The sequence below is a fragment of the Nocardia sp. NPDC051463 genome (genome assembly GCF_040681975.1).
GTDB lineage: Bacteria > Actinomycetota > Actinomycetes > Mycobacteriales > Mycobacteriaceae > Nocardia.
Genome location: NZ_JBFBAB010000011.1, coordinates 185,776 through 207,253, shown reverse-complemented (window position 1 = coordinate 207,253; position 21,478 = coordinate 185,776). Strand labels below are relative to the sequence as shown.

Annotated in this window: 19 protein-coding genes; 8 read left to right on the top strand and 11 right to left on the bottom strand. The window is 66.1% G+C overall.

Annotated elements, in window-relative coordinates; translation table 11 throughout:
- Window positions 1–543: 543 nt before the first annotated feature.
- On the bottom strand, window positions 544–1,767 hold the full coding sequence (locus AB0M74_RS17470) for an MCE family protein (protein WP_366527258.1): 1,224 nt from the start codon (window positions 1,765–1,767) through the stop codon (window positions 544–546).
- A 135-nt stretch (window positions 1,768–1,902) separates the two neighbouring features.
- Between AB0M74_RS17470 and AB0M74_RS17465 the strand changes: the two genes are divergently transcribed.
- Window positions 1,903–3,258, top strand: a complete 1,356-nt coding sequence (locus AB0M74_RS17465) for a cytochrome P450 (RefSeq protein WP_366527257.1) — start codon at window positions 1,903–1,905, stop codon at window positions 3,256–3,258.
- Window positions 3,259–3,337: 79 nt separating this feature from the next.
- Window positions 3,338–3,919: a TerD family protein gene (locus AB0M74_RS17460; protein ID WP_366527256.1), complete on the top strand. Its 582-nt coding sequence runs from the start codon at window positions 3,338–3,340 to the stop codon at window positions 3,917–3,919.
- 60 nt (window positions 3,920–3,979) lie between these two features.
- Here AB0M74_RS17460 and AB0M74_RS17455 read toward each other — a convergent pair whose 3' ends face one another.
- From AB0M74_RS17455 to AB0M74_RS17415, 9 genes are all read right to left on the bottom strand, one after another.
- Window positions 3,980–4,465, bottom strand: a complete 486-nt coding sequence (locus AB0M74_RS17455; protein ID WP_366527255.1) for a glutathione peroxidase — start codon at window positions 4,463–4,465, stop codon at window positions 3,980–3,982.
- Window positions 4,462–5,694, bottom strand: a complete 1,233-nt coding sequence (locus tag AB0M74_RS17450; protein ID WP_366527254.1) for a cytochrome P450 — start codon at window positions 5,692–5,694, stop codon at window positions 4,462–4,464. Before AB0M74_RS17450 ends, AB0M74_RS17455 begins: the two co-directional genes overlap by 4 nt.
- A gap of 34 nt (window positions 5,695–5,728) precedes the next feature.
- Window positions 5,729–7,336 (bottom strand): succinic semialdehyde dehydrogenase, encoded by a 1,608-nt coding sequence (locus tag AB0M74_RS17445; RefSeq protein ID WP_366527253.1) that lies wholly within the window; start codon window positions 7,334–7,336, stop codon window positions 5,729–5,731.
- 36 nt (window positions 7,337–7,372) lie between these two features.
- Window positions 7,373–7,789: a hypothetical protein gene (locus AB0M74_RS17440; RefSeq protein WP_366527252.1), complete on the bottom strand. Its 417-nt coding sequence runs from the start codon at window positions 7,787–7,789 to the stop codon at window positions 7,373–7,375.
- A gap of 210 nt (window positions 7,790–7,999) precedes the next feature.
- The gene (locus AB0M74_RS17435) at window positions 8,000–9,373 is read right to left on the bottom strand and encodes a hypothetical protein (protein ID WP_366527281.1); all 1,374 of its coding nucleotides are present in this window, start codon (window positions 9,371–9,373) and stop codon (window positions 8,000–8,002) included.
- Between the two features lie 5 nt (window positions 9,374–9,378).
- Window positions 9,379–9,930 carry a nuclear transport factor 2 family protein gene (locus AB0M74_RS17430; RefSeq protein WP_366527251.1) on the bottom strand — a complete coding sequence of 184 codons (552 nt, stop codon included), beginning with the start codon at window positions 9,928–9,930 and terminating at the stop codon, window positions 9,379–9,381.
- The gene (locus AB0M74_RS17425) at window positions 9,930–10,154 is read right to left on the bottom strand and encodes a ferredoxin (RefSeq protein WP_366527250.1); all 225 of its coding nucleotides are present in this window, start codon (window positions 10,152–10,154) and stop codon (window positions 9,930–9,932) included. Before AB0M74_RS17425 ends, AB0M74_RS17430 begins: the two co-directional genes overlap by 1 nt.
- Window positions 10,151–10,969 carry an SDR family oxidoreductase gene (locus AB0M74_RS17420; protein ID WP_366527249.1) on the bottom strand — a complete coding sequence of 273 codons (819 nt, stop codon included), beginning with the start codon at window positions 10,967–10,969 and terminating at the stop codon, window positions 10,151–10,153. The genes AB0M74_RS17425 and AB0M74_RS17420 overlap by 4 nt, the downstream gene beginning before the upstream one ends.
- The gene (locus AB0M74_RS17415) at window positions 10,969–12,174 is read right to left on the bottom strand and encodes a cytochrome P450 (RefSeq protein ID WP_366527248.1); all 1,206 of its coding nucleotides are present in this window, start codon (window positions 12,172–12,174) and stop codon (window positions 10,969–10,971) included. Before AB0M74_RS17415 ends, AB0M74_RS17420 begins: the two co-directional genes overlap by 1 nt.
- A 290-nt stretch (window positions 12,175–12,464) precedes the next feature.
- Here AB0M74_RS17415 and AB0M74_RS17410 point away from each other — a divergent pair, with 290 nt between their 5' ends.
- From AB0M74_RS17410 to AB0M74_RS17385, 6 genes are all read left to right on the top strand, one after another.
- Window positions 12,465–13,934 (top strand): aldehyde dehydrogenase, encoded by a 1,470-nt coding sequence (locus AB0M74_RS17410; protein ID WP_366527247.1) that lies wholly within the window; start codon window positions 12,465–12,467, stop codon window positions 13,932–13,934.
- Between the two features lie 17 nt (window positions 13,935–13,951).
- Window positions 13,952–14,704: an SDR family oxidoreductase gene (locus AB0M74_RS17405; RefSeq protein ID WP_366527246.1), complete on the top strand. Its 753-nt coding sequence runs from the start codon at window positions 13,952–13,954 to the stop codon at window positions 14,702–14,704.
- Window positions 14,701–15,627, top strand: coding sequence for an NAD(P)-dependent oxidoreductase (locus AB0M74_RS17400; RefSeq protein WP_366527245.1), 927 nt, complete (start codon window positions 14,701–14,703; stop codon window positions 15,625–15,627). Before AB0M74_RS17405 ends, AB0M74_RS17400 begins: the two co-directional genes overlap by 4 nt.
- Window positions 15,624–16,079, top strand: coding sequence for a carboxymuconolactone decarboxylase family protein (locus AB0M74_RS17395; protein WP_366527244.1), 456 nt, complete (start codon window positions 15,624–15,626; stop codon window positions 16,077–16,079). Before AB0M74_RS17400 ends, AB0M74_RS17395 begins: the two co-directional genes overlap by 4 nt.
- 154 nt (window positions 16,080–16,233) lie before the next feature.
- On the top strand, window positions 16,234–17,700 hold the full coding sequence (locus AB0M74_RS17390) for an FAD-dependent oxidoreductase (RefSeq protein ID WP_366527243.1): 1,467 nt from the start codon (window positions 16,234–16,236) through the stop codon (window positions 17,698–17,700).
- A gap of 11 nt (window positions 17,701–17,711) precedes the next feature.
- The gene (locus AB0M74_RS17385) at window positions 17,712–18,290 is read left to right on the top strand and encodes a TetR family transcriptional regulator (RefSeq protein ID WP_366527242.1); all 579 of its coding nucleotides are present in this window, start codon (window positions 17,712–17,714) and stop codon (window positions 18,288–18,290) included.
- Between the two features lie 42 nt (window positions 18,291–18,332).
- On the opposite strand, the gene AB0M74_RS17380 is transcribed toward AB0M74_RS17385, so the two are convergent.
- Window positions 18,333–21,434, bottom strand: coding sequence for a tetratricopeptide repeat protein (locus AB0M74_RS17380; protein WP_366527241.1), 3,102 nt, complete (start codon window positions 21,432–21,434; stop codon window positions 18,333–18,335).
- Between the last annotated feature and the right edge of the window lie 44 nt (window positions 21,435–21,478).

Genomic DNA, 21,478 nt, shown 5'->3' with positions numbered 1-21,478 from the left:
ACCCCGCAAACGCCACGGCTTCCGAACACCGACCTACATCCTCGACCAGGTACTGTCCAACACTGCCCCTGTTGCATCGACCACGTGAATCCGCCAGCGTGGCCAACCACCATTTGACTACGCGCGATACCGTTTCTCTGCTCTTGTGTGTGTGGGGGAAGGGCTCGAGAACGGCACCACAGCCAGTCCTCACGCTGGAAGCTGGTGCCTACTTCCAAAAGCTGCGGAAGAGAAAGTCGGGGACGGCACACGACGCGCCCAGCACTGCTTGGTAAGCCAATGGAGTGCGGCCGATACTGGGTCGCGTGCCCTGGACTCGGTAAACCGAGCCTGCACTCGGAAACCGAGCCTGGACTCGGAAACCGAAGCCTGGACTCGGAAACCGAAGCCTGGACTCGGAAACCGAAGCCTGGACTCGGAAAACCGAGCCCGTCTCCGAGCGGTGCCGAGTAAAACCACCGAGAGGCGCAGTGTCCCAGACCGATCAGCCACGGAGCAGCGGCTTTCGCTGTGGCGAGACAGCCTCACAGCTGAGCGCCGAGGCTAGCGCCCGCCCACGCCCGGCAGTCCGGCGAACAGCAGCTCGAATACCGGCGGGTTGTTCGGGTGCGGGGTGGTCGACGGTATGAATGGGCGGCCTTCGCCGGTGTCGGTGACGATGTAGTCGGAATGGCTGCCGGGCACCCGATCATCGACGCCATGGCAGTGCGGCCCGCCGGTGGCGTGCACTCTCGGCAGGTCGTCAGGGTATTTGTACGGCTCGGCCGCGAACATGAAGCTCGAGTTGAAATATGCGCCCGGGTATCGGCCGCCGAAGATCTCCTCGGCGATGGGCATCAGTTCGCCGAGGGCGTTGACGACGCAGTCCAGTGCGGGCGCATAGGCATACAGCACCGAGGTCGTCGGGCGCAGCAGCTGAAGCGACGCGATCAACGAGGGTTCGTTCTCGTGTAGGACCGCGCCCGTGGTGTCGGTCAAGCCGACGAGGTTCAGTAGCATCGTGTCGAGATCCGACTGCTGGTCGATGATCGCCACACTCGTGGTGGTGGCATTTTCCATGGTGCGTAACAGATCTCCGGCCGTGTCGGCATATAGACCGGTGACCTCGGAGGTGGCGTCCAGGTCCGGTCGCAGTGACCGCAGGCTCGGATTGATATCGCGCAGATAGGAATCCGTGCGCGAGAGGAGATGGCCGAGCGTCGCGCCGCGCCCTTGCAGGGCGGTGCCGAGCGCATTCACGGTGGCGTTGAGCTTGCCGGGCTCGACCTTCGCAAGCAGGTCGGCCAGATGTTGGAACAGCGTATCGAATTCGACGGTCACCGCCTCGGCCGTCACCTGCGCGCCGGGCAGCAACGACCGGCCCGAAGGCCGTTTCGGAACAAGGAAGTTCACGTACTTCGCACCGAAGACGGTGGTGGAGTGGATGTCCACCCTCGCGTTGTCGGGGACCCGACGCAGCAGATCGGGATCCAGATCCATTCGCAGCCGCACGCGGTCCCCGGCTCGGGCGATCGCCGCCACCCGGCCGATCTCCACGCCGCGAAACTTCACCTTGGCATCGCGGTCGAGCACCAGTCCCGCGCGGGGCGCGTCGACGGTGACCGATGCGGTCGAGATGTACCTGCCCGAGTACATCGACAGCACGGCGGCAATGACGGTGGCCATCGCGAGAACCAGGGCAGCACCGGCGATTTTCCAGTGTGATGCCTGCCAGAGGCTGCGGGCGATCACCCATCGTGGCCCCTCGGTCTGTTGCTTCGAACGCATGACTCACCTGCCTGGAGACGGGTGCGTCGTTGCCCCGCTCGCGATGCCGGATGCTTGCCCGGCCTGACGTGTCGTAGTACTGTCCAGACACCTGTCCATTCTACGTCTGGACAGCTATCCCGGGAGGATTTTCCCATGACCCTGGTAAAACCGCGGCGGGTCTCCGGAGGCGAGCACGAACACGGCCACCTCGACGAATTCCGGGTCGATCCACTGACTTTGATGCGCCGAGTCCGGGCCGAATGCGGTGACGTCGGGTCGTTCGACCTAGCCGGACGGCGCGTCATCATGTTGTCGGGCGCGCAGGCCAACGAGTTCTTCTTCCGCTCCGGCGACGAGGATCTTGATCAGGGCGCCGCCTACCCGTTCATGAAACCGATCTTCGGCGCGGGCGTCGTCTTCGACGCCAGCCCCGAGCGGCGCAAGGAGATGCTGCACAACCAGGCGCTACGCGGTGAGCAGATGCGCGGGCACGCCGCGACGATCGAGCGCGAGGTGCGGCGAATGCTCGCGCGCTGGGATGACGAGGGCGAGATCGACCTACTCGATTTCTTTGCCGAACTGACCATCTACACATCCTCGGCCTGCCTGATCGGGACCAGATTCCGTGACGAACTCGACGACCGCTTCGCGCGGCTCTACCACGATCTGGAGCGCGGCACCGATGCGCTGGCCTACGTGGACCCCTACGCGCCGATCGAAAGCTTCCGCCGCCGCGACGAGGCGCGCCGCGAACTCGTCGACCTGGTACAGGGCATCATGGACGGCCGCGTCGCGAATCCGCCTGCGCGCAAATCGGACCGTGACATGCTCGACATCCTGATCACCATCACCGACGAGCACGGCAATCCGCGCTTCAGTGCCAGCGAGATCACCGGCATGTTCATCTCGATGATGTTCGCAGGCCACCACACCACCTCCGGCACCGCGGCCTGGACGGTGATCGAACTACTCCGGCATCCTGACCTGCTGACCAGGGTTGTCGGCGAGCTCGACGAACTGTACGTCGACGGTTCCGACGTCAGTTTCGCCGCGCTGCGCCGAATCCCGCAGCTCGAGGCCGTGCTGAAGGAAACACTGCGACTACATCCACCGCTGATCATCCTGATGCGCGTTGCCAAGGGCGAATTCGAGGTCTGCGGGTATCGGATCGAGGAAGGCGACCTGGTCGCCGCCACGCCCGCTATCTCCAACCGCATCCCCGAGGACTTCCCGAACCCGGAGGACTTCGATCCCGACCGCTACCTCGACCCCAATCAGGAAGATATCGTCAACCGCTGGACGTGGATCCCGTTCGGTGCGGGAAGGCATCGCTGTGTCGGCGCGGCGTTCGCGCTCATGCAGCTGAAGGCCATTTTCTCGATTCTGTTGCGCGACTGGGAGTTCGAGATGGCCCAGTCCTCCGACAGCTACCGCAACGATCACAGCAAGATGGTCGTGCAGCTACAACAGCCGTGCACCGTTCGCTACCGCAGGCGTCGAAAGCCCTAGACGGCGCCCACCTTGCCCGGGTGTGAACAGGAACATTCTGCGCCGCACCGGGATACGGATCGCTTGTACTGTGAAACGCATGATCACGCTCAAGAAAGAAGATGGCGCCGCGGATCTCAACGGCATCACCAAACTGACGGTCGGGGTGAGCTGGGATCCGTCGGCCGGCACGAGTGGCGGTGCGATGGGGCTGTTGCGCCGCAAGCGCGGAGTGGACCTGGATCTGATCGCCATCCTCATGCAAGGCCCCGAGCCGGTGCGTTTCGCCGGCCTGGACTCGCTGGACCCGATGGGCAATGGCTCGGTCCAGCACACCGGTGACGAGCAGACCGGCGCCGCCTCCGGCGACGATGAATCGGTGCACGTCACCTTCGCCGATGTGCCCGGCGGTATCGACTCCATCGTGTTCGTGGCCGCTGCCTTCAAGAAGGGCAGCTCGTTCGAAAAGGCCAACAACATTTCGTTCAAGGTGTACGACGCGACCGGCGGCAGCGCCGAACAGGTCGCCGACATCTGGCCGTCGCTGCTGGGCAACGACAACGCCAATGCGGTCGCACGGGCCTTCCGCTCCGGTGCGGGCTGGCAACTGGAAGTGCTCAACCGCAAGGGCCAGATCAAGCAGGGTGACAAGCAGGCCCTGCTGCGCTTCGCGATGGCGTAGACACAGCAAAGCCGGAATCGAGCGGTGTGTCACCCTCGATTCCGGCTCGTTGAAAGACTTTTACAGAACCGCTTCGATGGCGTTGATGACAGCCGCGGAGTCCGGTTCGGTCCGCGGCCGGAACCGGCCGACCACCTTGCCGTCCCGATCGATGAGGAACTTTTCGAAGTTCCACTGGATATCACCGCTCGTGCCGTCCACGTCCGCGGTGTCGACCAGCTCGCTGTAGAGCGGGTGCCGGTCCTCGCCGTTGACGTCGGTCTTCTCCAGCAGCGGGAAATCCACCCCGTAGGTGATGGAGCAGAATTCCTGGATCTCCTCGGCCGTGCCGGGTTCCTGACCCATGAACTGGTTGCTCGGCACCCCGATCACGGTGAATCCGCGCGGTCCGTAGGTCTTCTGCAGCTCGACCAGCCCGGAATACTGCGGCGTCAGGCCGCACTTCGAAGCCACGTTGACCAGCAGCACAGCGTGGTCCCCGGCGAGCTCGCCCAGGGTCGTCGCGTCGCCGGACAGCGTGCGCAATGGAATATTTCGAAGGCTCACTCGTATCGCACCTGCCACTTCTTGATTCCGTTGATCCACCCCGAGCGCAACCGTACCGGATCCGACACCTGGGTGATCTTGGGCATCACGTCGGCGATGGCGTTGAACATCAGGTTGATCTCCAGGCGTGCCAGGTTCGCGCCGACGCAGTAGTGCGGACCGGTGCCCCCGAAGCCGACGTGAGGGTTCGGGTTGCGCAGCACATCGAAGGTGAACGGGTCCTCGAAGGCGCCTTCGTCGAAGTTCGCGGAACTGTAGAAGATCCCCAGCCGCTGTCCCCGCTCGATCTGTTGGCCCCCGAGTACGGTGTCCTGCGTCGCGGTGCGCTGGAAGGCCGTGACCGGGGTGGCCCAACGGACGATCTCATCGGGCGCGGTCCGTGGGCGTTGCTGCTGGTAGAGCTCCCATTGCTCAGGGTTGTCCACGAACGCCTTCATCCCATGGGTGATGGCATTACGGGTGGTCTCGTTGCCCGCTACCGCGAGCAGGATCACGAAAAACCCGAACTCGTCGGAGTTGAGGTGCTCGCCGTCTACGTCGGCATTGACCAATTGGCTGACGATGTCCTCGGCCGGGCAGCCGCGGCGCTGCTCGGCCATGTTCCAGGCGTACCCGAGCAGTTCGGCCGAGGCCATGGTGGAGGCCGAGGTGGTGTCGCCGTACTGCGGGTCGTCGTAGTTGAGGGTCTGATTGGTCCAGTCGAAGAGCTTGTGCCGATCGGCCTCCGGGACGCCGAGTAGTTCCGCGATCGCCTGTAGCGGCAGTTCGACGGCAACCTGCTGGACGAAATCACCGCCGCCGGATTTCTTGGCCGCATGCACGATGGCGGCGGCGCGTTCGGTCAACGCCGCCCGCAGACCCTCCACCGCACGCGGGGTGAACCCTTTCGACACGATCCGCCGGGTCTTGGTGTGCTTGGGCGGATCCATATTCACCAGCAGCGCACCGGTTACCGCCATCTGCTCGGGGGTGGTGTCGTTGGGCAACCGGATGATGGATCCCTTCTCCTGGGAGGAGAACAGGTCCGGATTCCGTGAGATCTCTTTGACGTCGGCGAGTGTGCTGACCACCCAGTACCCGCCGTCGCGGAAGCCTCCCGAGGTGTCGTCGGATTGCGCGTTCCACCACACCGGCGCGGTGCGGCGCAGCCACGCGAACTCCTCGACCGGTCTCCGGTTTTCCCACAGCGCGGGGTCGGTGAAATCGAAGCCTGCCGGCAATACCGTCATGGTTGCCTCCCTAAGGGGAAAAGACGAGACGCGCTCAGCGCAGCCGGGCTCGGCGCATGAGCCGCAGTGTCGTCAGGGTCATCTTCAGTTGCTTCTCGTAGGGCATGCCCGCGCGGGCGTTGAGCACCTGACGCTTCTGGACGCCGACATTCACCGTGTCGGTGTACTTGAGCAGGCCTTGATCGCCGTGCCGGGTGCCGACGCCGGACTGCTTCACGCCGCCCGACGGTGTGGCCTTGGCGGCGTAGGTGGCGACGAAGCCGTCGTTGATATTGATGTTGCCTGCTTCCAGCTGATCGGCGATGCGGTGGGCGTGGGCGAGGTTTCGGCTCCACACGCTCGCGTTCAGGCCGTAGCTGGTGTCGTTGGCGAGCCGGATCGCCTCCTGCTCGTCGCGGAACCGGTACACGCTGACCACCGGGCCGAAGGTCTCCATGGTTGCGTGCGTCATCTCGGGTGTGACGTCGGTCAGCACGGTCGGCTCGTAGAAGGCAGGTCCGATGTCCGGGCGTGCTGTGCCGCCGGTCAGCACCGTCGCGCCCTTCGCGCGGGCGTCGTCCACATGGGCCGCGACGCGTTCCAGGTGCTGGACCGACACCAGCGAGCCGAATTCCGGTGTGTAGTCGTAGGCCGCGCCGATCTTCGAACCCAATTCTTCGGCCGCCGTGACCAATCGGCGCACGAATTCGTCGTAGAGGCGGTCGTGCACATAGATCCGCTCGATATGCATACACGCCTGGCCGGAGTTCGCGAACACCGCGAAGATCGCGCCGGGCACGACGTCGTCGAGATTCGCGTCGTCGAGCACGATCATCGGGTTCTTGCCGCCCAGTTCCAGGCTGCAGCCGATCAGGTTGCGGCCCGCGCCTTCGCCGACGATCCGGCCGGTCGCGGTCGAGCCGGTGAACATCACGAAGTCGGCGTTGTCGATCAGCGTCGGGCCCACCGCGGGGCCTTCGCCGCAGACGACCTGGAACAGTCCGCGCGGCAGCCCGGCGCGATAGAGCAGTTCCACTCCGAACAGCGCGCACAGCGCGGTCTTGTTGTCCGGCTTCAGGACGACACCGTTGCCCGCCATCAACGCGGGCATCGCATCCGACAGCGCGATCGCGAACGGGAAATTCCATGGCGCGATGACCGCGACGACGCCTTTCGGGCGGTGTTGTTCGGTCGAGCCGGTCAGCAATGGCATCGGGCCGCCGCGGCGGACCGGTCGCAGCACCCGCTTCGCGGTTTTGAGGTAGTGGCTGATGACCATCGGCACGTCGCAGGATTCCTCGACGGCCATGCGGCGGATCTTGCCGCAGCCGATCTGGATGAGGTCGGCGATGGTTTCGTGCTCGGCCAGTAGCAGTTCGTGCGCGCGCTCGAAAATGCGCAGTCGGCGCCGCAGCGGCCAGGCGGCCCATTCTTTCTGTGCGGCGCGGGCGGTGGTGTAGGCGGCGGCGATGTCCGCGGGCGTTGACTGCGGCAGTTCGCCGACCACCGATCCGGTGTAGACCTCGATCATCGGGTACGGTGCCGCGGCATCGTCGGCGGTGGCATCGGCAGCGACCATCCCGGTCAGCCTGCCGATCAGCTCCTCGGTGATCCGGGCAGGCACGGTGCTCGCCGACTCTGTGGTCTTTTCGGTTGTGCTCATCGGATTCTCCCAAGGACAACGGCGGGTACGTCCGAATTAGAACACGTTCTCATTGTCGCGACCAGGCTGTTCGCGCAGATAGTCCACATCAACGACCCGCCCGGTGATCCGGCGCGCGACCCGCCGAGTACTCCTTGGCCCAGCGGTAGTCGGGCTTTCCACTGCGTGTTCGCGATATCGCCGCGGCGATCCAGATCTGCCTCGGAACTTTGTAGCCCGCGAGGTGTCCGCGCACATGGCCTCTTCGACGAATACCTTCTCACCGCCGGTATCGACGACCATGTTGCCGCGGCCGATCAGGGTGACCGACCCGTCCCGCTCGGCCCGCGCGCGATCATCGGTGACCACCGTCCGGGTGCCGTCGACGGTCTTGGGCAACCTGCCGGTCTTCTCCTCGTCCTTGTAGTAACCGATCGGCACCGCCCCGGTTTTGGCCAGCCACCCCCCGCTCATATGTCGCGTGATAGAACAGCACTCCCAGGTCGGCGTTGTCGTAGATGTACCGCAATTCCTCGACGCCGTAGCGGTAGTTGATATTGATGGGGACCGCTCGGACCTTGAAGCAGACGATCAGCGCGACCCGGTCGGGCATGGCGTCGACGGCGTGTTCGAACAGGTCGGCGAAGTTGCAGGACATGGCAATTCACTCTTTCGGTGCGGGCCTCAGAGCACGGTGAGCGGCAGCGGTATGCCGCGGTCGGTGAAGGTGAAGGACGCGCCGGTGCTGTACCGAGTGAGTGTCACCTCGGTCGCCTCGCGGAACGGTTGTGGGGCAAGCGACATTTCGACCGTCCACCCATGCTCGTCGGTGGCCACGGCACGGGTGGCGAAGCGCGGGTTCACGCCCCTGGCCATCGCGTCCAACGGTGCGAGGTGGCCGGCGTCGATCATCGCGGGCCACACGCCGTCGGCTACCGCGCCGCTCCGGTGCGGAATACGCAGCAGCACGGCATCGCTGGTTTCGGTGATTTCGACACCGGTGTAGGGCAGCGGGTTCCAGGCCGGATGCAGCCGCAGTACCTCGGCGAGTGCGGCGCGATCAGCACCGAGTCCGAGCACGGCACGGATGCGCTCGGAGCTGATGCCCGCGATGCCGGTGAAGTGCTTGCGGCCGAGTTCCCTCGCGTTATCACGACTGGAAGGGCCGTCGGTGCGGGTACCGGAAGCACCGTCACCGACACCAGGAGCACCGTCACCGGCGCGGGAAGCGCCACCGCCACCACCGGAAGCGGTGTCGGCAGCCGAAGCCGAAACGACATCGGCACCGAGCCGTGAGCGCACCGCGATCATGAATCCCAGGGTCAGTAGATGGTGTTGCAGACACACTTCGTCGGCGATCCGTACCAATGCCGATTTCGAGAAGTCGGCGAAACGGAGATCACTGAGCAGCGGACCGGAATAGTTCGCCCGGCCCTGGTCGTCGGGGTCGATCGCCCCGAGTTCGACACCGGCTGCCGCGGAAGCCGCTACCAGCTCCGCGTAGCGCGGCGCAGTCGGTGCGACATTGGCCGGATCGATGGTGACGGTCCACGCGCACACGGGATGGCGATCCGCGGGCCTGCGCGGTGGGCGGTGAATCGGCCGAATCTGCGCGTGCGCGTTGGTCGCCAGCGCTGTCGCGTCGAAGGTCGGATCCTCGATAGTGTGGCACATCGCCACCACGAAATCCTCGCCCATCGGCTCGACATCCATCAGCGCACCGCAGTGATCCAGCCAGAATTCCCCGTGGTCGCGGTCCTCGACGCGGAATCGGAAGTCCATGAACTGCGGTGGGGCGCCGATATCGAGTTGCAGCCCTTTGAAGATGGTCGCGACATCGTCGCCGACGAAGCCGAGCGCCCGCTGCATGCGACGGGTGTAGACGGGGCTGGCCAGCTGCCACTCCTCGATGGCGATCGCGGTCATGCCATCACGGCCGAACGCCGCGAGGGCGTGCGGCAGGCCGGATCTGTCGATCAGTTGGCCGCACAGCAGCAATTCCGGCAGCAGTGCGGCCAGCGCTGCCCTCGGCAGGTGGTCGAAGCCGCCGCGCGACATGGCGGTCACCACAGGGGAACCGGCGCTTCGCCGACTTTGTACCAGCCGGGTAGCGGCTTTCCGGACATCGATCGCTGGATCCGCTTCTGCATACCGGGCAACAGCGCCTTGCCCGCGATCATCTCCAAGAACAACTGCGAGACATTGCCGAGGTCGAAAAAGTCACGCTGCCAAAACCATTGGTAGTCGCCGCCGTAGCGGAACCAGCTGCCGCCGATGCCCTCCGGGCTGTAGTTGTGTCCATCGGGCCGCTTGGCATCGGCCACCTGCTTCCAGAAGCCGATGACGCTGCCGCTGCGCTCGTCGATCACGAACTCTTGATATGGATAGGACCAGCCCTCCAGTCCGTCCATTTCCTGGCCGAGAGCGAGCTCGCGGATCTCGGTGCGTCCGACCGCCATGAATTCCTGGGTGGGGCCGTAGTTCCAGCCATAGGTGGCGTCCTCGGTGTACATCTCGGCGAGCGGTTTCCAATCGCCTTTGTCCTCGCAGCGCTGGTTCTCCAGTACCCAGCGCCGGACCATTTCGTCGAGCTCGCTGCGTTCGAAACCTGGCATTACCGTGTTCCTTTCCTACCTGCTGCGGGCTCGTCCGCAATGATCGACAGGGCCTGTGTCGGGCAGTAGCGCACGGCACGCTCGACATCCGCGGCCGCGGCCGACCCGGGTGTCGGATCGGTGATTTCCACCTTTCCGCGCTTGGGCACGGTGAAGGTTCCCGGTGCCTCGTCCTGGCAGACCGCGTGCCCTTGGCACAGGTCGAGATCGGCGATGACCCTCAAGGCTCGCTCCTGTCTTGCTCGTTCGCGGCGCTGTCCGGGATCGGCAGGAGCGGCGCTTCGGGTTGGACCTCGACGAGCACCAGGTGTGCGCCACGCGGTGTGGAGACCACCGCAACCACCGCGGTGGCCAGGTCGGCGGCGCGCAGCATGTATCCGTGGCGGGCGAATCCCCAGGTTTTCCAGGACTCCAGCATCGGCCCGATCACCTCGGGCGTGGAGTTCATGCCCATGCCGGTCGAGGTCGGGCCGGGCCGGACCAGGCAGGCGCGGATACCGCTGCCCTCCAGTTCCATCCGCATCTGCCCGACCATGGCTTCGAGTCCGGCTTTCGCCGCGCTGTAGGCGCCGGTGTGCGGGCGTGGCTCGACGGCGCAGTCGGAGCTGATCACGACGACATCGCCGCGCCGCCGGGCGATCATGCCGGGCAGTACCCGATGCGCGAGCCGGTGTGCGCCGCCGAGGTGTACCTGTACCTGCTGGAGAAACCGGTCCGGTGCCATGTCGTGCACTGGGCCGAATTCGATATCGCCCGCACCGGAGACGAGGATTTCGGTGGGGCCGAGCGCCGCCTCGGCCGCGGTGACGAAGGCATCGATCGAGGTGGGATCGGTGACATCCAGCCGGTGTGCGAGGGCCTCGCCTCCGCTGTCGCGGATCTGCTGCGCCAGCGCCTCGCATTGGTCGGTGCGACGCGCACCGAGCGCGACGGGGTGCCCGAGTTCGGCGAGCGCGACCGCGGTGGCGGCGCCGATGCCGGAGGACGCACCGGCGACGAGGGCGGGCCTGCGCGCGGGATGGGGTTCGAAACGTGGCACTATCTCGCCTCCACGACGATGGGAAGGTGGGCGAACCCGCGCACGTTCGTCGAGTGCACCCGCACGATGCCGGCATCGGCGACGGCATAGGACCGAACCCGCGAAACGAATTCGCGCAATGCGACTCCCGCCTCCACCCGGGCCAGGTGCGCGCCGAGACAGAAATGGACGCCTGCACCGAAGCTGGCGAGTCCGGCCTTGTCGGTCCGGCCGATGCGATAGCTGTCGCCGTCGGTGAACACCTCGGGATCACGATTCGCGGAGCCGATCAGCAGCAGAACTTTGGCGCCCGCCGGGATGGTGCGGCCGTGCTGGTCGATGTCGACGGCGGCACTGCGCGCGACCATCTGACTGGAGGTGTCGTAGCGCAGTGTCTCCTCGACCCAGTCGGTCACCAGTTCCGGCTCCGCGAGGACCCGCGCGTATTCCGCCGGGTTCTTCGCGCCCCAGTACAGCGCGTTTCCCAGCAGTTTGGTCGTGGTCTCGTTGCCGGCGACGACCATCAGGAACATGAACCCGATGATCTCCTCGTCCGACAGTGTGTCGCCGTCGATTTCGGCATTCAGCAGCGCCGAGGTGAGGTCGGTGCCGGGGGAGCGCCTGCGTGCGGCGACCATGTCGCTGTAGTAGCCGATGAGCCGGATCGAGGCTTCTACGGCGGGCATCGGCACATCGAGCACGCCGTCCTCCCGGTGTACGACCAGATCTGCCAGCCTGCGGATCTCGGCGCGATCGGGTTCCGGCACGCCCATGAGCTCGGAAATCACGTCCATCGGCAGCTTGCCCGCGACCTCGTCGATCCAGTCGAAAGTTCCTGTCGCCAGTGCGGGTTCGAGGTAGGACAGGGTCAGTTCCTTGATGCGGTCGGCCATTTCGGCCACCCGCTTCGGCGTGAAGCCCTTATAGACGAGCCTGCGCATCCGCAGGTGCCGCGGGTCGTCCATCGCCAGAAACGACATCACCCGGTGTGCGTGCGGTCCCCAAGCGGCGGGATCCAGCGACACTCCGTTGGCGCTCGACAACCGGACGTTGTCGCGGAACGCGCCGGTCACATCGGCATGTCGAGACAGTGCCCAGAAGTCGAGTTCGGCGTTGTAGTACAGCGGCGCTTCGGTGCGCAGCCGCTGATAAGTGGGGTAGGGGTCCTCATGGAATCGGTAGTCGTATGGATCGAACGTCAACGGTTCCACTGAAGCCGCCGTCATCGCGCCGTCCCGAAATTCGATAACGAGTTCTCGTCGGTGAAAGTTGCCGCGTCACCATTGAGAGACACATAGCTGGACATGTGTCTGGACGGTACCACCGAGGGGTGATTCCGACAACGATTCTGCAGGATTCGTGCGTCGGCGTCGGGGTGGCTTCTGGGTAGGTGCTGATGATCGTCGAGGGTGGATGTCGCTGACCGAACGACGAAAAATCTGAAACATGTTCTTGCACCCTATCGAGTGCCGAGACTATATTCCGTACACGTGTCCAGACAGTATCGGAGCCCTTCATGAGCAGTCTCCTGCCCAACGCCGAATCCCGCCTGCTCATCGGCGGCAAGCTGGTGGCAGGCGCGGATGGGATGTTCGACACCGTGAACCCGGCGACCGAGGAAGTCCTCGGTCAGGCCGCTGACGCGGGCGGCGGCGATATGGACGCGGCCATCGCCGCCGCCCGCGCCGCGTTCGACGACACCGACTGGTCGCGCAATCACGCCTTCCGCGCACGCTGCCTCCAACAGCTGCGCACCGCGCTGCGAGCCCACGTCGACGAGCTGCGGGAGATCACCGTCGCCGAGGCGGGCGCGCCGACGATGCTGACCAGGGGCCCGCAATTGGACGGCCCGGTCGCCGACCTGGACTACTCGGCATCGCTGGCCGAAACATACAGCTGGGAAACGGATCTCGGCGTCGCCGAGCCGATGGGCATCAAGACCCGCCGGGTGCTGCGCAGGGAGGCGGTCGGCGTGGTCGGTGCGATCACTCCATGGAACTTCCCGCACCAGATCAATTTTGCGAAACTCGGACCGGCGCTCGCGGCCGGAAACACGCTGGTGCTCAAGCCCGCTCCGGACACGCCGTGGTGTGCGGCGGCCATCAGTGCGGTGATCGCCGAGCACACCGACATCCCGCCGGGCGTCGTCAATATCGTCACCTCCGCCGACCACGCGATCGGCGCGCGATTGACCACCGATCCGCGGGTCGACATGATCAGCTTCACCGGCTCGACGCAGACCGGGAAAGCGGTGATGGCGGGGGCGGCGACCACGCTGAAGAAGGCATTCCTCGAGCTCGGCGGCAAGTCGGCGTTCATCGTGCTCGACGACGCGAATATCGCGGCTGCCGTGGGTGTTGCGGCCTTTTCGGTGTGCGTGCACGCTGGACAGGGCTGTGCCCTCACGACCCGTCTGCTGGTCCCACGCGCGGTCTATGACGACGCGGTGCAGATCGCCGCGGCGACATTGGGCGGGATCGTGCCCGGTGATCCGGCGGATCCGCGCACGGTCTGCGGCCCGCTGATTTCACAGCGGCAGCGGGCTCGCGTCGAGCGCTACCTGGAGATCGCCGTCGCCGAGGGGGGTCGCATCGTCACCGGTGGCGGGCGGCCCGCGAACCATGAGCGCGGCTTCTACATCGAGCCGACCTTGATCGCGGATATCGCGAACACCTCGACGGTTGCCCGCGAAGAGGTCTTCGGTCCGGTGCTGGTGGTCATCCCCTACGACGGTGACGACGATGCGATCCGGATCGCCAACGATTCCCCCTACGGGCTGTCGGGTTCGGTCTGGGGGAGTGACCAGGACCGGATTCGGCGCGTCACCGAGGGCGTTCGGACCGGGACGCTGAGCGTGAACGGCGGCATCTGGTACTCCGCGGACGCCCCGTTCGGCGGCTACAAACAGTCCGGTCTCGGCCGGGAGATGGGTGTCGCCGGCTTCGAGGAATACCTGGAAACCAAGCTGATCGCCTACCAAGCCTGACCAGAGGAGCTGACTTCATGGCCCGTTTCACGGGAAGATCCGTCATCGTCACCGGTGCCGCACAGGGAATCGGCGCGGTGTATGCCTCGGCGCTGGCCGCCGAAGGCGCCGAAGTCGTTGTCGCCGACCGTAATGTGGCGGGTGGAAAGGCGGTCGCGGAGCAGATCGTCGCCGACGGCGGTATTGCGGTGTTCGGTGAGGTCGATGTGTCCGAACCCGAATCCGCCACGGCGCTGGCCGAATTCACCGTCGGTGAGTTCGGCGGCATCAATCACCTGGTCAACAATGCGGCCATCTACGGCGAGATGAAGCTGAACCTGCTGCTGACGGTGCCATGGGAGTACTACAAGAAGTTCATGGGCGTGAACATGGACGGCGCGCTGAACATGACCCGCGCGGTGTGGAAGCCCATGATGGCCGCCGGTGGCGGCTCGATCGTCAACCAATCCTCCACGGCCGCATGGACCTACTCGAGCTTCTACGGTCTCGCGAAGGTCGGCGTCAACGGCCTCACCCAGCAGCTGGCCTTCGAGCTGGGCGGCTCCAAGATTCGGATCAACGCCATCGCGCCAGGACCGATCGACACCGAGGCCACCAAGACGGTGACACCGGAGGCGATCGTCACCGACATGGTGAACCGGTTGCCGCTCAAACGGATGGGGACGCCGCAGGACCTGGTCGGCGCCTGCCTCTACCTGCTCTCGGACGAGGCGAGCTGGGTCACCGGCCAGATCTTCAATGTCGACGGCGGACAAGTGTTCCGGTCATGAGCGCGGGTGCGCGGGCGGAGCGATCCGAGCAGGCAGCGCATGGGTCCGCTGCCGAATTCCGGGTCGGCTTCATCGGTCTCGGCAATATGGGCGCGCCGATGGCGAAGCGGCTGCTGGAGTGGCCCGGCGGGCTCACGGTGTGTGACATGCGACCGGACGCACTCCAGCCGTTGCTCGAGTCGGGGGCGCAGACGGCAGGCAGCGCGGCACAGGTTGCGCAGCAGGCCGCCGTCATCTCGGTGACCGTGCTGAACGACGAGCAGGTTCGTGCTGTCGTGGCGGGGCCGACGGGCATCCTGCACACCGCCGCGCCGGGAACCGTGGTTGCCGTGCACTCCACGATCAGCGATCGGACCGCGGTCGAGCTCGCCGGCCAATGCGCCGAGCACGGCGTCGAGCTGGTGGACGCACCGGTCAGTGGTGGTGCGCCCGGTGCGCACCGCGGCAGGCTGGCCGTCATGGTCGGCGGCAGCGACGCAGCATTCCAGCGGGTCCGTGGCCCTTTCGGCTGTTTCGCCGACCTCGTGGTGCACGCGGGTCCGGTGGGTGCGGGCACCCGAATGAAATTGGCCCGCAACCTACTCCACTTCGTCGCCTTCACCGCCGCCACCGAGGCACAGCGGCTCGCCGAGGGGGCAGAGCTGGACCTCACCACACTCGGCAAGGTCGTGCGCCATTCCGATGCCGTGACCGGCGGCCCCGGCGCGATCATGCTGCGCGACCGCACCGCGCCGATCGAGCCGGGTGATTTCTGGCTGCCGATCCTCGGCCACGTTCGCGATCTCGGCGAAAAGGACCTCACCCTCGCCCTCGAATTGGGCGCCCGGCTCGGCATCGCACTGCCGTTGACCGAACTGGCCCTCGATCGACTGGGACCGGGACTCGGCGTCGGCGCTGCCGCATCAGAAAGGGAATCTCGATGAGCGATCAACCGTCGAACGGCTCGGCCGAGTCCGTTCGCAAGCGTGGGCTGGCCAAGATGGCCGAGGTCTACGGCACCGAGTTCCAGGACTACCCCGGCGCGCACTTCGCCGTCACCGCCGATCATCTCTTCGCCGATATCTGGTCGCGCCCCGCGCTCACCGTCCGTGACCGGCGGCTGATCTTGCTCGGCGCGCTGACCGCCCAGGGCGCGATCGACACCGCGGGCATCCAGATCGGCGCGGCGCTGCGCAATGCAGAGCTCACCGAGGAACAGTTGCGCGAGATCGCACTGTTCCTGTGCCATTACGTCGGCTGGCCCAACGGCACCAAGCTCGATCTGCTGGTGGGGACCATCGTCGGCCAACAGAAGAAGGCCGCGCGTCGGCAGCAGGCGGATGCCGCGGAGCAGTCCGCCGCGGCGGACGGACGATCCGCCGCGGCGGCGGAGTAGAGCGATCGAGTTGCCGAGTTCGATCCGCCGGGCGGCCCGAAGCGGCACAGTAGTCGACAGCACAGGACCGTCGGAGCGCCTGCCACGCGAGCGAGCGGGACAGCTCGACAACGCACCGCGGTCCGACCGAGCAGAACAGTAAGGAACACAGAACATGTCTGATGCCGCGACAATTCGGCCACTGCGCGCCAGTGCGATCTCCGAGTGGGACAAGGAGGCCGACGTCGTCGTCGCCGGGTACGGCATTGCGGGGGTGTGCGCGGCGATCGAGTCCGCCCGGGCCGGGGCGGATGTGCTGATCCTGGAACGCACCGGCGGTTGGGGCGGCGCGGCGGCCATGGCGGGCGGGTTCATCTACCTCGGTGGCGGCACGCCGCTGCAGCAGGCACTCGGCTTCGAGGACTCTCCGGAGAACATGGAGGCGTTCCTGCTCGCGGCGCTCGGCCCCGGCGTCGACAAGGCCAAGATCGCCGACTACTGCCAGGGCAGCGTCGAGCACTACAACTGGCTGGTCTCCTGTGGTGTCCCGTTCCGCGAGGCGTTCTGGGGTCAGCCGGGCTGGGAGCCGCCGCACGACGAGGGGTTGATGTACTCCGGTGGCGAGAATGCCGCACCCTTCAACGAGATCGCGAAACCCGCACCGCGTGGGCATGTTCCGCAGATGGCGGATAAGCGCATCGGGCAGAAGAGCGGCGGCTACATGCTGATGAAGCCGCTTGCCGAAACCGCGGACGGACTCGGGGTCCGCGTCGAATACGACACCAGGATCCGGCGTTTGATCATCGATGACACCGACCGCGTCGTCGGCGTGATCGCCACTCAATTCGGCAAACAGATCGCCATCAGGGCCGAACGCGGCGTTGTCCTGGCCACCGGCAGTTTCGCGTATCACCAGAAGATGATCGAGGGCTATGCGCCGCGGCTGATCGGCAGGCCCGCCGCCGCGATCGAGGAGCACGACGGCATCGGCATCCGCCTCGCCCAAGCCCTCGGTGCCGAGCTGGCACACATGGACGCCACCGAGGTCGCGTTCTTCGGTGACCCGCAGATGATGGCGCGCGGCATCCTGGTCAACGGCCGCGGCCAGCGCTACATCCCCGAGGACACCTACCCAGGTCGGATCGGGCAGGCCACGCTCATCCAGCAGGACAATCAGGCGTATCTGATCATCGACGAGCAATCGCTCGAGGCCGCGCTCGCCACCGAGACCTCCACTCCCTTCTTCCGGCAGCCACCGACCTGGGCTGCGGAGACGGTCGTCGAGCTCGAGGCGGACATGGGTCTGCCGACGCTGACCCTGCAGGGCACCGTCGCCGCGTACAACCTGCACGCCGCCGACGGAAAGGATCCGCTGCTCGGCAAGAAACCGGAGTGGGTGAAGCCGATCGGCGCTCCACTCGCGGCGTTCGACATGCGCGGCTTCACCGCGGGCTTCACTCTCGGCGGTCTGCGCACCGACCTCGATTCCCGGGTGCTGCACGTGTCGGGCGAACCGATCGCCGGATTGTTCGCCGCGGGACGCTGCACTTCGGGTCTGTGCGCGGGGGGCTATGTCAGTGGCGCGTCCCTCGGCGACGGCAGCTTCTATGGCCGCCGCGCCGGCTTCGCCGCCGCCAAGTAGGATCTAGACACATGTCCGAAGGCGAGTCCATCATCCTCGAGGCGACCCGGCGCCGCCTCACCGAGAAGCAGGCCGACACCGTCGACAAGCTCACCAGAGCAGCGGTGGAAGTCCTTGCCCGCGAGGGTTTCGCGGGGATGACGATCCGAATGGTCGCCGCGGCGGCCGGCGTCGGCACCGCCACGGCGTACACCTATTTCTCCTCCAAGGAACACCTCGTCGCGGAGATCTTCTGGCGACGTTTGGTTTCCAGTGCAGTGCCGGTCAGCGAGGACCCGGACCCCACGGTCCGGGTGCTCGCGGAGCTGCGCAATATCGCTTTGCTCGTCGCCGACGAACAGGAACTGTCCGGGGCGGTCACCAGCGCGCTGTTGGGCCGTGACCCCGACGTCGCGCATTTGCGTGCCCGCATCGGCGCCGAAATCCGCAAACGCCTGCTGCGCGCCCTCGGCCCCGACGCCGACCCGGACGTCGTCGAATCCTTGGAACTTCTCTACGCGGGCGCTCTCGTCCGCGCGGGGATGGGCTATGCCTCTTACTCCGAAATAGCCGACCGCCTGGAGAAATCGGCGCTGCTCATCCTCGAATAGCGGGGCGCCCGGCCTCCGGTGTGGCACCGTAAGTCGCGGGATTCAGGGCAAGGAGTCGAGAAAAGCGTGCATGTCATCGGCTTCCGGCACACCGAGTTCGGTGTAGAGCTCCAATGCCGACTTGCCGTGCGCGCGGGCATCGTCCAGGTTGCCGAGGGCATCGTGCGCACGGGCCAGCCCGTCGTGGGCACGGGCCCGTTCGGGGAGGTTGCTTGCCGCGTCGGCGAGTTCGAGCGCGGTGGTGTGATCGGCGATGGCTCGGCGGGGATCGGCACCGCACCGAGCGGTTTCGCCGAGTCCGTTGACGGCGGCGGCCTCATCGCCGGGGTTGCCCAACATGCGGTAGAGGTCCCTGGCGCAGCCGTGGTTGGCGAGGGAGAGTTCGAATTGTCCGGTGCCGCGGGCGATGACGCCGAGGTTGTTGAGGGCGAGCGCCTCGCCGCGTTGGTTGCCGAGTTCCCGGTGCAGCGCAAGAGCTCGGTCGAGATGGTCTTCGGCCTCGGTATAGCGGGTGGCCGCCGCGAAGACCATGCCGAGATTGCCGCGCACATGCGCTTCGCCGACCCGGTTATCGGCCTCGATCGACAATTGCAGTGCGTGCTCGAGGTTTCGGCGCGCCAGGTCGTAGTCGCGGCGTCGCCAGGCGAGATTGCCGAGCGTGTTCAGTGCTCGAGCTTCCTGCAGCCGGTCGCCGATCTCGCGAGATACCTCCAGCGCCCGAGTAGATCGGCTGACGGCCTGTTCGAAGTCCCCGTCGCGCCAGTGGGCCCAGCCGAGGTCGGTCAGCGCACGGGCTTCGCCGCTGCGGTCCGATAGTTGCCTACTCGCGCTGAGGCCGACGGTGTGCAGGCGCGCGGCATCGGTGTGGCGGGAGTGCCCGTCGAGATAGGGGCGCAGGGTTTCGGCCGCGTCGCGCGCATAGGCGGGCAGGCCGTGTTCGACGGCGTAACCTGCTGTGGCAATGAGGTTTTCGCGCTCAGCATCCAGCCATCGGGCAGCTGTCGCAGCGTCGAGGAAGAGGGGTACCTGTCCGCTCGGCTCCGGCAGTGGGCGACGGTGTTGCGCGCTGTAGTGGAACAGCAGATCAACGGCCGCGCGTGCCGTGTGCAGGTAATGCTCCAACAGCCGTGCGCGGGAGACGTTTCGGCTGTCGTTGGTTTCTTCTTCGGCCGCGGTGGCGCGGGCGTGCTCCCGCAGCAACTCGTGGAAGGTGTAGCGGCCGAGCTCGTGCTGAGCGATGACGTGCGCGTCCAACAGATCTTCCAACAGCATTTCGGCATCGTCGACGGAGCTGTCGGCCAGCGCTGCCGCCGCACCGGCATCGATGTCGCGGCCGGGATGGAGGCCCAGTAGGCGGAACATTCGCTGGTGCGGGGGTTCGAGCTGGCGATAGGACAGCGCGAAGGTGGCAGCCACCCCCCGTTCGGCCGTGGACAATTCGGCGAGCCTGCGGCGTTCGTCGCGCAGTCTTCCGGCCAGATATTCGACGGTCCAGCGCGGACGATGCTGCAGCCTGGCGGCCGCGATCCGTACGGCCAGCGGCAGGAAGCCGCACAGTTGCAGCACATCGAGCACCGCAAGCGGTTCGGCGATCGCCCGGGCTCCGACGATCCGTTCGAACAACCCGACGGCGGCGTCGGCGGGCAGCAGATCGACCGAAAGTGCCTGCGCGCCATCGAGATCGACGAGGCGCCTGCGGCTGGTGACGAGCAGGAGACTTGCGCCCGCGCTCGGCAGCAGCGGGCGGACGTGGTCGGCATCCGCGGCGTTGTCGAATACGACGACCATCCGGCGTCCGGCCAGCTCAGCGCGCCACAGCGCGCCACGGTCCACCGTCGAGGTCGGAATGCTCGCATCGGGAATTCTCAACTGGCGCAACAGGATTTCCAGCGCCGCATCCGCCGGGACCGGATCCGAATTCGCCGAATGCGCCTGGAGATCGATGAACAGCTGGCCGTCGGGGAAGCGCTGGGCAACTCGGTGCGCCACGTGCACCGCCAGCGCGGTCTTGCCGATACCCGCCATGCCGTCGATGGCGCGGATCGTCACCGAGGTGTCGTCGAGGGAATCGATGAGGCGGTCGAGTTCGGCGCTGCGGCCGGCGAAATCCGGTATGTCGTAAGGGAGGAAGTTTGCTCTGGTCGATATCGCCACAGGTGTAGAGGCCGGCTGCGGCACTGCGATCGTCGAACCCGATCGTGGTGCACTGTGCAGCACGGACTCCGATTGCGTCGATGTGAAGGTCGCAGGCGGGGGCGGTGTCGGACCGTTCGATCCCGAATCCGGCGATGTGGTCCCAGCAGTCTCGGAGCCGGAGATGGCGGAGCCCAGCGCGAGATCAGCAGTCGTTGGTGCGGTGCTCGGCACACGCGATTGCGCGGGTGGCCGCGTCGCCGGGTCGTCCCGTAGGACGGCCTGTTCCAGTGCGACGAACGCGCTACCCGGATCGAGCCCTTGCGATTCGGCGAGCCCCGTGCGAAAACTTCGTGCGACCGCGAGTGCGTCGGCCTGCCGTCCCCCTCGGTGCAGTGCGAGCATGAGATGCGCGGATAGTTTCTCCCGCAATGGGTTTGCCGCGACTTGGGCGCGCAGCTCATCGAGTATCTGGTCGTGTCTGCCGAGGGAAAGCTCGATCTCGGCCAGTTGTTCGAAGGCTCCGATCCGCTTCTCGTCGAGCAGCAGACGCGTCGAGGCGACGTAATCGGCATTCAGGCCGGCCAGTGCCTCGCCCCGCCACAGCGACAACGCGGCCCGCAGTTCGCCCACCGCGGCCGTCGGATCGTGTGCTGTCAATGTCCGAGCTGCGCCGACCCGCCGGGTGAACTCATCGAGATCGAGCATCCCGGGTTCGGGCGTCACGACATATCCGGCGGCTTTGGTCTCCAGTACCTCGGCGACGCCCGCTTCCCTCAGCACTCGGCGGATCGCGGTGATCGCGGCATGAATTTGCGAGCGCGCGGTGCCGGGCGGCTCCATACCCCAGACGGCGTCGATCAGTCGCTCGTTGCTGTACACCCGCCCGGCATTGAACAACAACCAGGCCAGCACCGCACGATGCCGTGGTGCCGCGGGCAATGCGCGACCGTCCACCACGACCTCGACCGGTCCGAGAACCGTGAAACGAACACCGACCAAGCCACCCATAGAACACCCATCTTCGAAGCATCGCCAAAGTATCAACTCGGTCC

Excerpts from the sequence above, each read along its gene's own strand:
- AB0M74_RS17380 (WP_366527241.1), bottom strand. The coding sequence starts at position 21,434 with ATGGGTGGCTTGGTCGGTGTTCGTTTCACGGTTCTCGGACCGGTCGAG.
- AB0M74_RS17385 (WP_366527242.1), top strand. The coding sequence starts at position 17,712 with ATGTCCGAAGGCGAGTCCATCATCCTCGAGGCGACCCGGCGCCGCCTC.
- AB0M74_RS17435 (WP_366527281.1), bottom strand. The coding sequence starts at position 9,373 with ATGTCGCGCGGCGGCTTCGACCACCTGCCGAGGGCAGCGCTGGCCGCA.
- AB0M74_RS17410 (WP_366527247.1), top strand. The coding sequence starts at position 12,465 with ATGAGCAGTCTCCTGCCCAACGCCGAATCCCGCCTGCTCATCGGCGGC.
- AB0M74_RS17445 (WP_366527253.1), bottom strand. The coding sequence starts at position 7,336 with ATGAGCACAACCGAAAAGACCACAGAGTCGGCGAGCACCGTGCCTGCC.
- AB0M74_RS17470 (WP_366527258.1), bottom strand. The coding sequence starts at position 1,767 with ATGCGTTCGAAGCAACAGACCGAGGGGCCACGATGGGTGATCGCCCGC.
- AB0M74_RS17465 (WP_366527257.1), top strand. The coding sequence starts at position 1,903 with ATGACCCTGGTAAAACCGCGGCGGGTCTCCGGAGGCGAGCACGAACAC.
- AB0M74_RS17390 (WP_366527243.1), top strand. The coding sequence starts at position 16,234 with ATGTCTGATGCCGCGACAATTCGGCCACTGCGCGCCAGTGCGATCTCC.
- AB0M74_RS17405 (WP_366527246.1), top strand. The coding sequence starts at position 13,952 with ATGGCCCGTTTCACGGGAAGATCCGTCATCGTCACCGGTGCCGCACAG.
- AB0M74_RS17395 (WP_366527244.1), top strand. The coding sequence starts at position 15,624 with ATGAGCGATCAACCGTCGAACGGCTCGGCCGAGTCCGTTCGCAAGCGT.
- AB0M74_RS17400 (WP_366527245.1), top strand. The coding sequence starts at position 14,701 with ATGAGCGCGGGTGCGCGGGCGGAGCGATCCGAGCAGGCAGCGCATGGG.
- AB0M74_RS17460 (WP_366527256.1), top strand. The coding sequence starts at position 3,338 with ATGATCACGCTCAAGAAAGAAGATGGCGCCGCGGATCTCAACGGCATC.
- AB0M74_RS17440 (WP_366527252.1), bottom strand. The coding sequence starts at position 7,789 with ATGAGCGGGGGGTGGCTGGCCAAAACCGGGGCGGTGCCGATCGGTTAC.
- AB0M74_RS17430 (WP_366527251.1), bottom strand. The coding sequence starts at position 9,930 with ATGCCAGGTTTCGAACGCAGCGAGCTCGACGAAATGGTCCGGCGCTGG.
- AB0M74_RS17450 (WP_366527254.1), bottom strand. The coding sequence starts at position 5,694 with ATGACGGTATTGCCGGCAGGCTTCGATTTCACCGACCCCGCGCTGTGG.
- AB0M74_RS17415 (WP_366527248.1), bottom strand. The coding sequence starts at position 12,174 with ATGACGGCGGCTTCAGTGGAACCGTTGACGTTCGATCCATACGACTAC.